Source organism: Thalassospira lucentensis, from assembly GCF_001613805.1.
Lineage (GTDB): Bacteria > Pseudomonadota > Alphaproteobacteria > Rhodospirillales > Thalassospiraceae > Thalassospira > Thalassospira lucentensis_A.
In genome coordinates, this window is record NZ_LPVY01000024.1 from 88,943 (window position 1) to 103,083 (window position 14,141).

16 protein-coding genes and 2 tRNA genes are annotated in these 14,141 nt (G+C 55.7%); 12 read left to right on the forward strand and 6 right to left on the reverse strand.

From position 1 onward, the window contains the following. Window positions 1–27: 27 nt before the first annotated feature. Window positions 28–681, reverse strand: a complete 654-nt coding sequence (locus AUP42_RS19700) for a response regulator (protein ID WP_062953309.1) — start codon at window positions 679–681, stop codon at window positions 28–30. A 287-nt stretch (window positions 682–968) separates the two neighbouring features. Further along, window positions 969–1,724, reverse strand: coding sequence for a putative metalloprotease CJM1_0395 family protein (locus AUP42_RS19705; RefSeq protein WP_231858361.1), 756 nt, complete (start codon window positions 1,722–1,724; stop codon window positions 969–971). Window positions 1,725–1,922: 198 nt separating this feature from the next. Between AUP42_RS19705 and AUP42_RS19710 the strand changes: the two genes are divergently transcribed. Together AUP42_RS19710 and AUP42_RS19715 are read left to right on the forward strand one after the other, a co-directional pair. Beyond that, a complete protein-coding gene (locus AUP42_RS19710; RefSeq protein WP_062953310.1) occupies window positions 1,923–2,954 on the forward strand; it encodes an NAD-dependent epimerase in 1,032 nt (343 codons plus the stop codon). 6 nt (window positions 2,955–2,960) lie between these two features. Beyond that, window positions 2,961–4,244: an oligosaccharide flippase family protein gene (locus tag AUP42_RS19715; protein ID WP_062953311.1), complete on the forward strand. Its 1,284-nt coding sequence runs from the start codon at window positions 2,961–2,963 to the stop codon at window positions 4,242–4,244. Between the two features lie 175 nt (window positions 4,245–4,419). Here AUP42_RS19715 and AUP42_RS19720 read toward each other — a convergent pair whose 3' ends face one another. The 3 genes from AUP42_RS19720 to AUP42_RS19730 all read right to left on the reverse strand — a co-directional run bounded on the left by AUP42_RS19720 (window position 4,420) and on the right by AUP42_RS19730 (window position 5,638). Beyond that, window positions 4,420–5,238 carry a hypothetical protein gene (locus AUP42_RS19720; RefSeq protein WP_062953312.1) on the reverse strand — a complete coding sequence of 273 codons (819 nt, stop codon included), beginning with the start codon at window positions 5,236–5,238 and terminating at the stop codon, window positions 4,420–4,422. Window positions 5,239–5,462: 224 nt separating this feature from the next. Then, window positions 5,463–5,537 (reverse strand) — tRNA-Thr (locus AUP42_RS19725). Window positions 5,538–5,563: 26 nt separating this feature from the next. Beyond that, window positions 5,564–5,638 (reverse strand) — tRNA-Thr (locus AUP42_RS19730). A gap of 177 nt (window positions 5,639–5,815) precedes the next feature. Between AUP42_RS19730 and AUP42_RS21455 the strand changes: the two genes are divergently transcribed. The 7 genes from AUP42_RS21455 (at window position 5,816) to AUP42_RS19760 (ending at window position 11,046) form a co-directional block, all read left to right on the forward strand. Next, a complete protein-coding gene (locus AUP42_RS21455; RefSeq protein ID WP_156484664.1) occupies window positions 5,816–5,989 on the forward strand; it encodes a hypothetical protein in 174 nt (57 codons plus the stop codon). Between the two features lie 142 nt (window positions 5,990–6,131). After that, entirely contained in the window at window positions 6,132–6,686 is a 555-nt protein-coding gene (gene dcd, locus AUP42_RS19735) for a dCTP deaminase (RefSeq protein WP_037989813.1), read from the forward strand. Window positions 6,687–6,768: 82 nt separating this feature from the next. Further along, window positions 6,769–8,061: a UDP-N-acetylglucosamine 1-carboxyvinyltransferase gene (gene murA / locus AUP42_RS19740; protein ID WP_062953313.1), complete on the forward strand. Its 1,293-nt coding sequence runs from the start codon at window positions 6,769–6,771 to the stop codon at window positions 8,059–8,061. A gap of 60 nt (window positions 8,062–8,121) precedes the next feature. Further along, window positions 8,122–8,781, forward strand: a complete 660-nt coding sequence (gene hisG, locus AUP42_RS19745; RefSeq protein WP_007092064.1) for an ATP phosphoribosyltransferase — start codon at window positions 8,122–8,124, stop codon at window positions 8,779–8,781. Next, window positions 8,771–10,066: a histidinol dehydrogenase gene (gene hisD / locus AUP42_RS19750; RefSeq protein ID WP_062953314.1), complete on the forward strand. Its 1,296-nt coding sequence runs from the start codon at window positions 8,771–8,773 to the stop codon at window positions 10,064–10,066. The genes hisG and hisD overlap by 11 nt, the downstream gene beginning before the upstream one ends. Before the next feature lie 50 nt (window positions 10,067–10,116). Further along, window positions 10,117–10,593, forward strand: coding sequence for a UPF0262 family protein (locus tag AUP42_RS19755; protein ID WP_170954197.1), 477 nt, complete (start codon window positions 10,117–10,119; stop codon window positions 10,591–10,593). Between the two features lie 6 nt (window positions 10,594–10,599). Then, window positions 10,600–11,046, forward strand: coding sequence for an arsenate reductase ArsC (locus AUP42_RS19760; RefSeq protein ID WP_062953316.1), 447 nt, complete (start codon window positions 10,600–10,602; stop codon window positions 11,044–11,046). Between the two features lies 1 nt (window position 11,047). Here the strand turns inward: AUP42_RS19760 and AUP42_RS19765 are convergent, their stop codons facing one another. Next, the gene (locus tag AUP42_RS19765) at window positions 11,048–11,572 is read right to left on the reverse strand and encodes a GNAT family N-acetyltransferase (RefSeq protein ID WP_231858362.1); all 525 of its coding nucleotides are present in this window, start codon (window positions 11,570–11,572) and stop codon (window positions 11,048–11,050) included. A 228-nt stretch (window positions 11,573–11,800) separates the two neighbouring features. On the opposite strand from AUP42_RS19765, the gene infA reads away from it, so the two are divergent. The 3 genes from infA (at window position 11,801) to AUP42_RS19780 (ending at window position 14,141) form a co-directional block, all read left to right on the forward strand. Next, a complete protein-coding gene (gene infA, locus AUP42_RS19770) occupies window positions 11,801–12,019 on the forward strand; it encodes a translation initiation factor IF-1 (protein WP_007092059.1) in 219 nt (72 codons plus the stop codon). Between the two features lie 128 nt (window positions 12,020–12,147). Next, a complete protein-coding gene (locus AUP42_RS19775; protein WP_062953317.1) occupies window positions 12,148–12,726 on the forward strand; it encodes a Maf family protein in 579 nt (192 codons plus the stop codon). Between the two features lie 2 nt (window positions 12,727–12,728). After that, window positions 12,729–14,141, forward strand: a complete 1,413-nt coding sequence (locus tag AUP42_RS19780; protein WP_062953318.1) for a ribonuclease E/G — start codon at window positions 12,729–12,731, stop codon at window positions 14,139–14,141.

Here is a 14,141-nt window from a genome sequence, read left to right on the forward strand (position 1 = left end):
CTGGAAGCTTCAGGATATGTTGGAAGATTATGCTTCCCAGCCAAGCTGCATGGCAATTTTCACGGCCTGCGTGCGGTTGGCGGCACCGAGCTTTTTGAAAATACCGGTCAGGTGAACCTTGACCGTGATTTCGCGCACCGTAAGCTGTTTGGCGATTTCCTTGTTCGACAGACCCTTGGTCAGCAGTGCGAGAACTTCGCGTTCACGGTTGGTAAGCTGACGCAGGGGGTTGTCCGGTGCCAGACCGTCCAGATCAATCTCACCCGGGCGGCTATTGCTGCCATCATCTTCGAGCAATGCTGACGGAATGTATTTCTCGCCCGACAGGATCAGGCGAAGCGCATTGATCAGCGATTTGCCAGACAGCGTTTTGGGCAGATAACCCGACGCGCCATGTTCAAGTGCATTGAGCACATCACTGCGTTTGACCGAGCCCGACAGGATGACAACCGGAATTTCCGGATGCTTCTGGCGCATCACGGTTAACCCCGAAAGGCCGTTCATGCCCGGCATGTTGAGATCAAGGATCGTCAGTTCGACCGGCGTGTCGCCATCAACGATGGAAAGTGCCTCGGCAAAATCCTTTGCCTGTGCAATTTCGACTTCCGGGGCTGCCGTTTTCAGAAAGGATGTGATCCCGTCTCTGACGAGGTCGTGGTCGTCCGCTAGCAGGATGTTCATGTTATTGTGCCGTACCCGTTTTTAGCCGTCTCCCGCAAAAGGCGGTACCGGTATCGCGCTCCGAACCCAAGTGATACGGAATCGCGCAAAGTTGTCATCTTCCAAATTTCGCGTCCCCCCCGGACGCGAGCGCAGCATTAAATAATTCTGATGTCCTGTCAAACTGCAGGATGGATTTCAGGGGGTGATGCTATCCGTGAGGATAGTATTTGTCAGGAAATAATAAAATGTTTATCGCATGTTGCATAGTGAAACCGGCTGAATTTTGAAGTCTCTTGCTTTAGAGATCAGGCATAAATCGAAAAAATGTCGTTCGCGTCGTTTTTTAGTTGTCCATAGCCGGGGATCGGATTTTGTTCATCGCTACTGGTTGTTGCACGATGCAGGCTTGCCTGCCGGAAGGCGGCCATGTCAGCCCCTGATGGAGCATTCGGGGCAAGGGCTGCATTCTGAAGCGTTGCCAAGGCGCGTTCCTTGTCTTCTGCGCTACCCGAAATATTTACCGAGACATCAACGTGCCCGCCAATGGCGTATGCCTTTCCGTCCGGCCCGATCTGATATTCATATTGCGGGGCAGAGCCATATTGCCCGGCCGCTGCGGCATGCGCTTTCTCTTCCTGCTTCACGGCAGAATCACGTGCCTGCAATCGTGCAATATCGGCTTTTTCGGCTGCATTCAGATCAGCAGGGTTTTTTGATCCCGCATTGCTGCTTTCGGCCTGCTGATCACTTGCTTCAAGGGCCTCGCGATATTCACTTCGGCTCACACCATTGGCAACGGCTTGCGCTTCGGTCAGGGTTCTGGGATCAACGATGCGTGTGCGAAGCCCGCTACCCGCCGCTTCGCCACCAATGCCATAAGGTCCATTTGACAGACCGGATTCCTGGCCCCGTCTGACTTCGATCGCGTCATATTCGGCCAAAACGCTGCCATCAGCGGTTTGTGCAATCTCCCTGACATTCAGGACGATGCCCAATCCGCCGCTGGCCGGGTTGGTTATGGCTTGACCGGTCGTAATCATCGGATCGAAACGGTTTTCCATGGTGATGCGAACTCGATACTTAAGGATAGCAGGAAAATTACCGGGAGTCTCGTCCGGTGTCTCTGAGGTCGCCAGTGATGTCTGAGCCGAAGCATGCTGTCTTGCACGGCAAAGCCTGTCCTGTTACAGGAATGCCTGTGCTTTTAGTGCGCCGATATTCTATGGCAGCAACCTTCCAAGACAGGAAAACTGATCGTGATGTCCGACTTTGTCATTCCCGCAAATGAAAAGGTTCTGGTAACCGGGGCTGCCGGTTTTATCGGATCGCATCTTTGCCAGAAACTGCTGGATCAGGGCAGTACGGTGGTCGGTCTGGATAACGTCAACGATTACTATGACGTGTCGCTGAAAGAAGCGCGTCTTGGACGGCTTGAAGGGCGCAACGGCTTCAGGTTTGTCCGCATGAACCTGGAAGATCGCGACGGCATTGCTGATCTGTTCGCAACCGAGAAGCCAACCTATGTCGTCAACCTCGCCGCCCAGGCCGGGGTGCGTTACTCGCTTGAAAATCCGCATGCCTATATTGATGCCAACCTCGTTGGATTTACCAATATCCTTGAAGGCTGCCGCCATAATGGCGTGAAGCATCTTGTCTATGCGTCAAGCAGTTCGGTTTACGGCATGAATACCGAAATGCCGTTTTCGGTGCATCACAATGTCGATCACCCGATCAGCCTGTATGCAGCGTCAAAAAAAGCCAATGAACTGATGGCCCATACCTATAGCCATCTGTATCGCTTGCCGACCACGGGCCTGCGTTTCTTTACGGTGTATGGCCCATGGGGGCGTCCGGATATGGCGCTGTTCCTGTTTACCAAGGCCATTCTGGAAGGCCGTCCGATTGACGTCTTCAACGAAGGTAAAATGCGCCGCGATTTCACCTATATCGATGATATCGTCGAAGGTGTTTATCGCTGCATTTCAACCATCGCGTCGCCAAATCCCGACTGGAACCCGGCCAAACCGGATCCGGCAAGCAGTTCAGCCCCGTATCGTGTGTTCAATATCGGTAACAACAGCCCGGTCGAACTGATGCATATGATCGGAACGCTCGAAAAGGCACTTGGCAAGACCGCCGAGAAAAACATGCTGCCGATGCAGGCGGGTGACGTTCCGGCGACCTATGCCGATGTCGACGCCCTGACCGATGCCGTCGGTTTCAAGCCGGAAACCTCGATTGAAACCGGCATCGGTCGTTTCGTCGAATGGTACAGGTCCTTTTATGGATAAACTGAGTTGAAATTTGCCGCAATTTTTGTGCTGCTCGCCAATGCGTTTTCGGCGGGTATGATGTTCTTGGCCAGCGTGTTTATATCGCGCTATGGCGGCAAAGATCTTTTCGGATTCTTCAGTGTCGTTCTTGGGGTCGTGGTGATCGGCGCAAAAATTTCCACATTGGGGCTTGATGTCGCAATTGTTCGGTTTTTGCCAGAATATAGATTTAAGAAATTGAGTGGTATTTCTGCGGGAATGCAACGTTTCTCGCTGTTAATAACCTTTGGGGTGTCATGCGCAGGTGCTGTTGCATTTGCTATCTTGCTGCATTTTGTCAGAGGATATGCTCCTGTCACCGCAATGACGGCAGCGTTATGTTTGCCTATGGCCGCTATTTTGGCGGTTTTGCAGAGTGTTATCCGTGCGGATGCCAATGTATCACGTGCTGTTGTCGGTGAAGCAATTGTGCGCCCTGCATGCTTTGCTGCAGGATTATTGTTTGCTTATTTTTCAGCTCTCGGTGAATTGACGCAGCCAAGTGTCGCAATTTCTTATCTGATAGCGTTGGTCGCGGCCGTTCTTGTGGTTGCAGAGTTGGTTCGGCGTGGCAACCATATCCGTTGGCAGGAGCGTTTTGCTGTCACAAAATCACAAATTGCGGTTTGGATGGGGCATGGGTTTAATTTGCTGCTGTCGGAATCTGCTACTGCGGTGATCAATCAGGCACCGATCGTTTTGGCCGGTCTCTTGCTCTCTGCGTCTGAGGCCGGTGAAATGAGTGCTGTAATTCGCCTTGCCATGCTCGTGATTTTCGCACTTACGGCGGTTCAATCTGTAATTACGCCATTCTTGTCACGCGCTATGTCGCGAGAAAATCAGTCAGAACTTCAGGCTCTTGTTGCGCGCGCATCGGGGTTTGCGATGCTTGTTGCGCTGCCTGTTTGTGGTGTTTTTATTGTATTTGCAAATGAATTTCTGTCCCTCTTTGGCGAGGGCTATGAGAGTGCGACACCATTATTGCAGGTTATGCTGGTGGGTTATCTGGTCTACGCTGCTGCAGGCCCTGCAAGCGGTTTGTTAACGATGACAGGTCATCACGCAATTGCGCGTACAGTTGTTTGTTGTGCTGCGGCGACAATGATCATTGGTGCTGGGGCTGCGATGCAGATTTCTGGCTTAAGCGCAGGGGTTTGGGTTTCTGCAAGCGTTATCGCTGTATATCCGATATTACTCGCATTCTTTTGTAAAAAGTTGCTGGGTGTTGATCCTACAATCCTGTCCTTGCGCTTTTTGCTGAGACGCTGAAGGTTTCCGAATCAGAAAATTCGGAAACGCAAGAATAGCCGGGCAGCTAGGCATGCCAGCCTGTCGATGCCCTGACCGATGCCGTCGGTTTCAAGCCGGAAACCTCGATTGAAGCCGGCATCGGTCGTTTCGTCGAATGGTACAGGTCCTTTTACGGATAATGCACTCGGTCCGCTCAGGCCTGCTGTTCCTTTTCCATCAGGCCAAGAAGATAGCTATGCATCTCGGTGATGTTGCTTTGCTGCTGGCGATAGCGTTCTTCCGCCGCTGCAAGCTGTGATCGTGCCTCTTGCAGGTTGGCTTGGTATCCCTGGTCTACATCGTGATCAGGATACCAGCGTTCTGAAAATTCACGCCGTGTCGGCGCATTCTGGTCGTCATAGCGCGAAACATCGATGCTGGAATAGTCGCGCGATATGGCATCGGCGATGTAATCAACACGCGCCTGGCCTCTCAAACCCAGCTTGTCTGCCTGATCGCTATATGTCCGCAGATGGCTGCCTCTATCGTGCGTTACCATTTCCCCGTTTTCATACAGATATCCCAGAATCTGATCACCGTTGGAAAACACGGCCCGGACGTCCGATTGACTGTCCGGATGATGTTTTTCCAGATAATCAACATGCCTTTGCGCACTTTCGCGGAAAATGTCGACAGAGTCACGAAGCCCCGGAATGATGGTTTTCTGACCTTCAAGCCATTTGTCGAAATCCGGTATCATGGCTTCATATTGATCCGCCGAAATTTCCTGTGCGACACCACCGTCTTCGGTCTGGAGGGTTTTGGGCGTATATCCGTCCTCGCGCATCGCCGCGATGCGTTCGCGCATCGGGGCATAGGCTTTCTCGTAATATTGTTCGAGATAAGGGCGCATTTCCGGGTCGGAATACATTTCCTCGCTAAAGGTCGGATGTGACCCGTTCGAAGATTGCGTCGAAGACGCATAGGCCGCGTTTGCCGAGCTGGCGCTATATGTGTTTGTCAGGATGGTCATGATGCATTCCCCATGGCAATTGAGGAAACAATCCAAGCAATTAATATGCCGGGATTTACACGCAAAAGTTGCCATTCGAAGAGGGGGATCGGATCAATTGCTATGCAAAAGATAGCCTTCCGCATCAAAGGAATAGGCAGAAACTGCATCTTGGACGGCAAATAGCGCCCTCGCGCAGTCAATGTGTGCGTCGCTCGAACCTGGCAGGAATGTTTGGCTGAGAATGGTGCTGCTGGGGAGATTTGAACTCCCGGCCTCTCCCTTACCAAGGGAGTGCTCTACCCCTGAGCTACAGCAGCCCTTGAAAAGGCTGATCGTCGGGCAATGGTGCTGCTGGGGAGATTTGAACTCCCGGCCTCTCCCTTACCAAGGGAGTGCTCTACCCCTGAGCTACAGCAGCATCGAGCCCTTGCGGTGCGGGCGGGTTATAGGCCACTGGCTGGCAATTGGTCAAGCCCGAATTATGCGAAGATTTTTGATCTTGCGCGGATGGTGCAATTTTGTTGGTCAAGGCTGCATTCTGCCTCGGAATATTCTATAAAAGCCGGATCTTTGGAACCAGAAACGTATTGGCAAGATGACAGCACAGCAAAGCAAGCAATATCCCGCGACCAATGAAGAGCGTAAAAAGCGCGAGGCCGAAGCCCTGCGTGCCAATCTGGCGCGCCGGAAACAGCAGCAGCGTTCGCGCAAGACGGTTGATCAGAATACCGAGGCGGACGAACAGGGCAGCGGTTCGGACAAGGATTAGTCCACATCCCACCGGTTCCGGAGCCCCGGTTCAAGAAAAATGCCAATTTGGCCCCGTTGCCCGCATCACCCGGTTGATCTTGCATGCCCCGCGCGGGTAAAACCAACGGCACAATGCCAATTTGCACAACAGGGGTGGCGATATGTCGGTAAGACCGGATCACTGGATACGCCAGATGGCGCAGGAAAAAGGCATGATCGAACCGTTTGTCGACGGTTTCAAGCGCGATGGTGTCATTTCCTATGGGGTCAGTTCCTATGGCTATGACGCCCGGGTTGCCGACGAATTCAAGATTTTCACCAATGTCGACTCGGCCATTGTCGATCCCAAGGAATTTTCCGATGCAGGGTTCGTCAATCGCCAGACCGATGTCTGCGTGATCCCGCCCAACAGTTTCGCGCTGGCGCGTACGGTCGAATATTTTCGCATTCCGCGCGACACGCTGGTGATCTGCCTTGGCAAATCGACCTATGCCCGGTGCGGCATTATCGTCAATGTCACGCCGCTGGAACCGGAATGGGAAGGGCACGTGACCCTTGAATTTTCCAATACCACGCCGCTTCCGGCCCGCATTTACGCCAACGAAGGGGCCTGCCAGTTCATTTTCCTGAAAGCCGAAAGCGAATGCGATACCTCCTATGCGGATCGCGCAGGAAAATATATGGGCCAAAAAGGTGTCACGCTGCCGCGCCTGTGATAAAGGCAATGCCATAAAGGTGGCATCGCCAAAGACACGAGTAACCACCATGCCGCAACCGGCATGGTCATACGAGGATTGAATGGACAAGATCAAGATTTCCGGCGGCCGCCGGTTGCAGGGCAAAATTGCAATTGGCGGTGCCAAGAACGCGGCCCTTCCGTTGATGGCAGCAGCCCTTCTGACCGATGAAACGCTGACCCTTTCCAACCTGCCGCATCTGGCCGATATCACATCGATGGCCAATCTGCTGGCACAGCATGGTGTCGCGTTGCATCTGAACGGCCATGCGCCCAATGGCGGTCATACCGGTCGGGTTCTGGAAATGACCGCCAAGGAAATCGCATCAACAACCGCACCCTATGATCTGGTCCGCAAAATGCGGGCATCGGTTCTGGTGCTGGGTCCGCTGGTCGCACGTTGCGGTGTGGCACGTGTGTCGCTGCCCGGTGGCTGTGCGATTGGCAACCGTCCGGTTGACCTGCACCTTAAGGCGCTTGAAGCCATGGGTGCCGAAATCCACCTGACCGAGGGCTATATCGAAGCCCGCGCCCCCGAAGGGCTTAAGGGCGGGCATGTCCTGTTCCCGCAGGTATCGGTTGGTGCTACCGAAAACGCCCTGATGGCGGCATCCCTTGCCGATGGTGTGGTCACAATCGCCAATGCCGCGCGCGAACCCGAAGTCACCGATCTTGCTCATTGCCTTGTCGCGATGGGCGCCCAGATCGAAGGTATCGGGACCGACACGCTCAAAGTCACCGGCAAGCCGCGCCTGCAAGGGGCGGAATATTCCGTGGTGCCCGATCGTATCGAAACCGGGACCTACGCGATTGCAGCCGCCATTACGGGTGGCGAGATTGAACTGGTCGGCACCAGGGCCGAACTGATCGAAAGCCTGATCGTGTCCATGCGCAAGGCCGGCGTCGAGATCGAGGAAACCGGGGATGGCATGATCGTGCGCGGCAATCGCGCCGCCCTTAAGGGCGTTGATGTCATGACCGAACCCTATCCGGGCTTCCCGACTGATATGCAGGCGCAATTCATGGCGCTGATGGCGGTGGCCAATGGCGCATCCATGATCACCGAAACGATTTTTGAAAACCGTTTCATGCATGTCCCGGAGCTGAGCCGCATGGGGGCTGATGTCAACGTGCATGGCCGATCCGCGATTGTGCGCGGCAGTGCCAAACTGTCCGGTGCCGAAGTCATGGCGACCGATCTGCGTGCATCGGTATCCATGGTACTTGCAGGCTTGGCAGCCGAGGGCGAGACGATTATTAACCGTGTCTATCATCTGGACCGCGGTTATGAACGGCTGGAAGAAAAACTTGGCGCCTGCGGGGCGCAGATCGAACGTGTCCGTGTTCCTGCATAATTGCCGGGATCATTGGCCTTGGGGCCGGGACGACAGACAAACGCGTAAGGCGACTGATTGATGAGTGACGAAAAGCTGGTGCTGGCCCTGCCAAAGGGGCGCATTCTAGACGAGGTAATGCCGCTGGTGCGCGCGGCCGGTATCGAACCGGAAGCCGCATTTGACGATCCGAAATCCCGGGCCCTGCGTTTCGCCACCAATCATCCGCATATCGATATCATCCGTGTGCGCAGCTTTGACGTCGCCACCTTCGTTGCCTTTGGGGCGGCCCATATCGGGGTCTGCGGCAATGATGTCCTGATGGAATTCGATTATTCCGAGATTTATGCACCGCTTGATCTCGATATCGGGCATTGCCGCCTTGCCGTGGCCGAGCCCGAAGAAATGATCGATGGCGATGATCCGTCGCGCTGGTCGCATGTCCGTGTCGCGACCAAATATCCGAATGTCACCCGCAATCATTTTGCCGCCCGCGGAGTGCAGGCCGAATGCATCAAGCTGAACGGGGCGATGGAACTGGCACCGACACTTGGCCTCTGCCGTCGTATCGTTGACCTTGTGTCGACCGGTAACACGCTAAAGGCCAACGGGCTTCGCGAAATCGAACATATTGCCGATGTCACCTCGCGTCTGATCGTCAACCGGGCGGCGCTTAAAACCCGCCCGACCGATGTTCAGCCCTGGATCGACCGCTTTTCCGAGGTGCGCAATGCCGATTAAACTTTCGATCACGGATGCCGATTTCGAAGACGGCTTTGTCAAACTGCTTGGCATGAAGCGGGAATCGGATGCCGATGTGGATGTCGCGGTTGCCAATATCATTGCCGATGTCCGTAAACGCGGCGATATCGCGGTATGTGATTACACCAACAAGTTTGACCGCCTGAATATTGATGCCGCCGGCATGGTTGTGACAAAGGGCGAAGTCGATGCCGCCGTCGCCGCAATCGACGCGGATCTTCTGAAATCGCTGGAACTGGCCGCCGAACGCATTCGTTCCTACCATGATCGGCAAATGCCGTCTGATGAACGTTATACCGATGCAACCGGGGTCGAGCTCGGCTGGCGCTGGCGTCCGGTATCGGCGGCCGGTCTTTATGTGCCCGGTGGTCTGGCATCCTATCCGTCATCCGTCCTGATGAATGCCATTCCGGCCAAGGTTGCCGGTGTCGAACGTCTGGTGATGGTCGTGCCGACCCCTGATAACAAGATGAACCCGCTGGTGCTGGCAGCCGCACGGATTGCCGGGGTGGACGAGATTTACCGGATTGGCGGGGCGCAGGCGATTGCCGCCCTTGCCTATGGCACGGAAACCATCAAACCGGTCGACAAGATCGTTGGTCCGGGCAATGCCTTTGTCGCCGCCGCCAAGCGTCGCGTTTTCGGGCAGGTCGGGATTGACATGATCGCCGGCCCGTCGGAAATCCTTGTGGTTGCCGATGGCAGCAATGATCCAAGCTGGGTCGCGGCTGATCTGCTGTCGCAGGCCGAACATGATCCGGTCGCACAGTCGATCCTGATTACCGATGATGCGGATTTTGCCGATCGCGTGCAGGAAGCCATTGATGCCCATCTTGAAAAACTGCCGCGTGCCGAAATCGCCGGGGCAAGCTGGCGCGACTTTGGTGCAATTGTATTGGTCGAAAATCTGACGCAGGCTCCGGCCTTGGTTGACCGGATTGCACCGGAACATCTTGAACTGGCTGTCGATGACCCGGACGCACTTGCCGAAGACATTCATCATGCCGGTGCCATTTTCCTGGGCCGTTACACGCCCGAGGCGATTGGTGATTATGTTGCCGGGCCAAACCATGTTCTGCCAACCGCCCGTTCGGCGCGTTTCTCGTCGGGTCTGGGCGTGCTTGATTTCATCAAGCGGTCGTCATTGATCAAATGCACGCCTGAAAGTCTGGCCAAAATCGGCCCGGCGGCGATTGCACTGGCCGAAAGCGAAGGTTTGCAGGCACACGGACTTTCTGTGGCGATCCGGTCCAACCGCATGTAAGCTGTTGCAGTGCAGCGCCGAGGGATCGCAGGGAGACTAAGATGGCAGAAATTGCAGACAACCAATGCATTGCCGGTATCTATCTCGACGAGAAATACAAGGTGCGTCGCCGCCCCGAGGTCGAGCATGAGCAGGCGGTGGCCATCTACGACCTTCTGGAAGACAACCATTTCGAACCGAAAGGCGGCTTCGAAGGCCCGTATTCGGTTCATATGCGCATCGAAGACAACCGCATCTATATGGATGTGCGCGGCGATGACGATACCGAAAACCTGACCACCATTGTCGTGCCGTTAACCCCGTTCCGCCGGATCGTGAAGGATTACTTCATGATCTGCGAAAGCTATTATGATGCGATCAAAAAGGCGACGGCATCCCAGATCGAAACCATCGATATGGCGCGCCGCGGCCTGCATAACGAAGGATCGGAACAGCTTCGCGAACTGCTGTCGGAAAAGGTGACGATTGATGAAAACACCGCGCGTCGCCTGTTTACCCTGATCTGCGTCCTTCATATCCGGGGTTAAGGCACGGTGGCAGAAGAACTTCCCGGTTCGGTTCTTTTTGCCTGTAGCTTCAACGCTGTAAGATCCGTGATGGCGGCTGCAATCATGCGCCATTATCACGGAACAAAGGTCTATGTTGAAAGCTGCGGCTTGCGCGCCGGTGATCTTGATGGCTTTGCCGTCGCGGTCATGGAAGAAATCGGGCTGGATATCTCGACCTATAAGTCCAAAACCTTTGACGAACTTGAAGACGGGTTTTTCGATCTGATCATCACCCTGTCACCCGAAGCCCAGCACAGGGCGGTCGAAATGACCCGCACCATGGCCTGTGATGTGGAATTCTGGAATACGTTCGACGCCACAATTGTCGAAGGTTCGCGCGAAGTCCGGCTTGAAGCGTACCGTCAGGTCCGCGACCAGATCAAAAAACGCATTCTTGAACGGTTCCCGGTCGGTCCGGCACCCAAGGTCTAACCTAACCGTCGATCAGCGCGTCAAACGCATCCCCGTCCAGCACATGAATGCGTTCATCATGGGCATGCCGCATCCCGATGCGGGCATAGAAACGCTGCCCGATGATGTTTCCGGCATCGACCGACAGGCGGATATAGTGCCCGCCCTGTGAACGGGCCCGTGCGGCGGCCTGTGCGATCAGGTGCCGGGCAAAACCGCCGCCGCGATATTCCGGGGCGACAAACAGGTCCTGAATGTAAATCCCGGCCTTGCCGCGAAATGTCGAATAGCTCGGAAAATAAAGGCATAGCCCAACCGGTACATCGCCGTCATGTGCGATCAACGCCTCGAACGCGGGGCGGTGGCCAAACCCGTTACGCGCGAGGTCTTCGGGTTTGCTTTTGAACTTGTCCTCGCACCCGGTCGCGCGCGCAATTTCAAACAGCATGGCATGGATATCGTCAACATCCTGCGCGGTGGCGATCCTGATATGGGGCGGGGCGACGGGATAGGGGTGTTTGGCGGTCATGGTCATGCGGTCCTTCATGTGGCGGCTCTAGGTCCTGACCCTAAACCATAAAGGCGATAGACCACGCGCAACAACATGATTTCCCGGCAAAGGTTTGCGATGTTCGGTGGTCATGCGCACGGCATGCCCGAAATGCAGTGCTGGGCCGCTTTGTGCCTTGTGTGAAAGGGCTTGACCTTTTGGCGCGTTCGGAGCAGTTTGCGGGCCACCGGTAATTGATATTGCAATACGAAAGCTAGGAGTCTCATGGCTAAAGAAGACGTTATCGAGTTTCAGGGCACTGTTGTCGAACTTCTGCCCAATGCGATGTTTCGCGTGAAGCTGGACAATGATCACGAAATTCTTGCTCATACCTCGGGCAAGATGCGCAAGAACCGTATTCGTGTTCTTGCTGGTGACCGCGTCAGCGTCGAAATGACGCCTTATGACCTGACCAAGGGTCGTATTACCTTCCGTTTCAAGTAATCCGGAACCTGTAATACCGCAAAAATTGACGTTGCCGGGCGCGCAGTTTAGGTTTGCGCGCATGGTTGCGTTTTGCTGTGTCTACAACCCTTCTGGTTTGGCTTTGGATGTCTGTGGGGAGCCGCGACTTGTCGAAACTGATTTTGGCCTCTGCATCGCCGCGGCGTCTTGAGTTGCTGGCGCAGATCGGAATTGTGCCGGATCAGGTTGTCCCTGCCGATATCGACGAAACCCCGCATGACGACGAAAGCCCGCGTCGGCTGGCACTCCGCCTGGCCGAGGAAAAGGCGCGTGCGGTCGCCGACGACCATGCGGGCGGCTTTGTTCTTGCCGCCGATACGGTTGTCGCCTGTGGCCGTCGCGCACTTGGCAAGGCATCGGATACGGCCGAGGCGCGTAAATTCCTGACATTGCTGTCTGGCCGTCGTCATCGTGTTTATGGTGGCCTGTGCGTGATTGCGCCCGATGGCACCGCCCGCGCACGCGTGATCGAAACACAGGTGATTTTCCGCCGCCTTGGCGAAGACGATCTTGCGCGCTACCTGTCCCATGACGAGTGGCAGGGCAAGGCCGGCGCCTATGCCATTCAGGGATATGCCGCAACCTTCGTTAAAAGCATCACCGGGTCCTATTCCAATGTTGTTGGCCTGTCACTGTGCGAGGTTGATTGCATGCTGCGTGGCCTTGGCTTCCGGCAGGGGGCGTGATCATGGTGGCTGGCGGAACAGAAACGGACCGCCTGCTGATTGATGCCGTCGCATGTGAACGGCGCATTGCCCTGATAGGCAATGACCGGTTGTCGCGTCTGTGGATTGATCGTGGTGGCCCGGCGCGCTTTGACATTCATCTCGGTCGTGTTTCCAAAATTCTTCCCGAAATGGCCGCTGCCATGGTCGCCCTTGACGGTGTTGCCGATGGCTTGCTGCCGTTTGATCGTGTGGATGCCCCGCTTCACGAAGGCCAGTGGGTCATCGTGCAGATCTCCCGCCTTGGGTTCGAGGATAAGGGCCCGAAACTGACCGGTCGCATCGCGATCGAGGGGCTCGGTATGATCCTGCGTCCGAACGAGCAAAAAGGTGGCGGATTAATAGAACTCCCCCGCAGGCTCAAGGACGAAGACCGCCGTGCATCATTGTCGGCCCTTTTCAAGGGACTTGTCGCGCGCGAGGAAAGCATCACGTTGCGCAGTCTGGCAATCGACTGGGATGACGCTGCCCTGACGGGCGAGCTCAGGCAGCTTCGCGCCGTCTGGACACAGGCCCGAAATGCCCTGGCATCGCCGGTAAAACCGGTTCTGGTGTTCAAGGCATTATCGGATGCCGATCAGTTGATCGAACGCCATGTGATGGCGGGCGGCGAGTGCATTGTTGATGGGGCGGACGAGTTTGTCCGTCTGCGCGGATTGTTGCGGGCGCGTGGTTTCGATGATGCGCATCTGGTGCGCCATGACGGTGCGCGCCTGCTGTTTGATGATCAGGATATCGAAGACGACATCGCAACCGCGCTGCAACCGCGTGTGCCGCTTCCGGGCGGTGGCTGGATCGCGGTTGAACAGACGACGGCACTGTGCGCGATTGATGTGAATGCAGGCGGATCGGATGCCGACCATGATCAGGCACGGCGTGCCGAACAGGTCAATCTGCGTGCGGCGTCCGAAATCGTCCGGCAATTGCAATTGCGCAATATCGGCGGTCTGGTGGTGATCGATCCGCTTCGCATGGCGGGCAAGGCATTGCGCGACCGGTTCGAAAACGCCCTTCGCGATGCCTTTGGCCCGGAAATGAGCGGTGCCGTCCAGTTTGGCGGTTTCACACGGCTGGGCCTGTTTGAACTGACCCGGCAGCGCGGCGGCATTGCCCTTGCCGAACTGATGCACGCATCGCGAGCCGATCCCGTGCCAACCCGGACGGCGGCATTGAATGCCATTCTGCGTTCCGTGACTCGTGATTTGCGGGTCGGGCAAGCGGGGCGGTATCGGCTTCATGTCGCCCCGGAAATGATTGATGCCCTTGCGCCGGGGGCCACTGGGCAACAAATTCTTGAACGTGCGATGGGGATGGCGCCGGAACTGGCCGCCGATGAAACCCTGTCACGCGCAGACTACAGGCTGGAGAAACTCTGA

Bases quoted from the DNA above. Each gene is read 5' to 3' on its own strand.
- AUP42_RS19710 (WP_062953310.1), top strand. From the start codon at position 1,923: ATGTCCGACTTTGTCATTCCCGCAAATGAAAAGGTTCTGGTAACCGGG.
- AUP42_RS19765 (WP_231858362.1), bottom strand. From the start codon at position 11,572: ATGAAGGACCGCATGACCATGACCGCCAAACACCCCTATCCCGTCGCC.
- murA (WP_062953313.1), top strand. From the start codon at position 6,769: ATGGACAAGATCAAGATTTCCGGCGGCCGCCGGTTGCAGGGCAAAATT.
- dcd (WP_037989813.1), top strand. From the start codon at position 6,132: ATGTCGGTAAGACCGGATCACTGGATACGCCAGATGGCGCAGGAAAAA.
- AUP42_RS21455 (WP_156484664.1), top strand. From the start codon at position 5,816: ATGACAGCACAGCAAAGCAAGCAATATCCCGCGACCAATGAAGAGCGT.
- infA (WP_007092059.1), top strand. From the start codon at position 11,801: ATGGCTAAAGAAGACGTTATCGAGTTTCAGGGCACTGTTGTCGAACTT.
- AUP42_RS19705 (WP_231858361.1), bottom strand. From the start codon at position 1,724: ATGGAAAACCGTTTCGATCCGATGATTACGACCGGTCAAGCCATAACC.
- AUP42_RS19720 (WP_062953312.1), bottom strand. From the start codon at position 5,238: ATGACCATCCTGACAAACACATATAGCGCCAGCTCGGCAAACGCGGCC.
- AUP42_RS19780 (WP_062953318.1), top strand. From the start codon at position 12,729: ATGGTGGCTGGCGGAACAGAAACGGACCGCCTGCTGATTGATGCCGTC.
- hisG (WP_007092064.1), top strand. From the start codon at position 8,122: ATGAGTGACGAAAAGCTGGTGCTGGCCCTGCCAAAGGGGCGCATTCTA.
- hisD (WP_062953314.1), top strand. From the start codon at position 8,771: ATGCCGATTAAACTTTCGATCACGGATGCCGATTTCGAAGACGGCTTT.
- AUP42_RS19700 (WP_062953309.1), bottom strand. From the start codon at position 681: ATGAACATCCTGCTAGCGGACGACCACGACCTCGTCAGAGACGGGATC.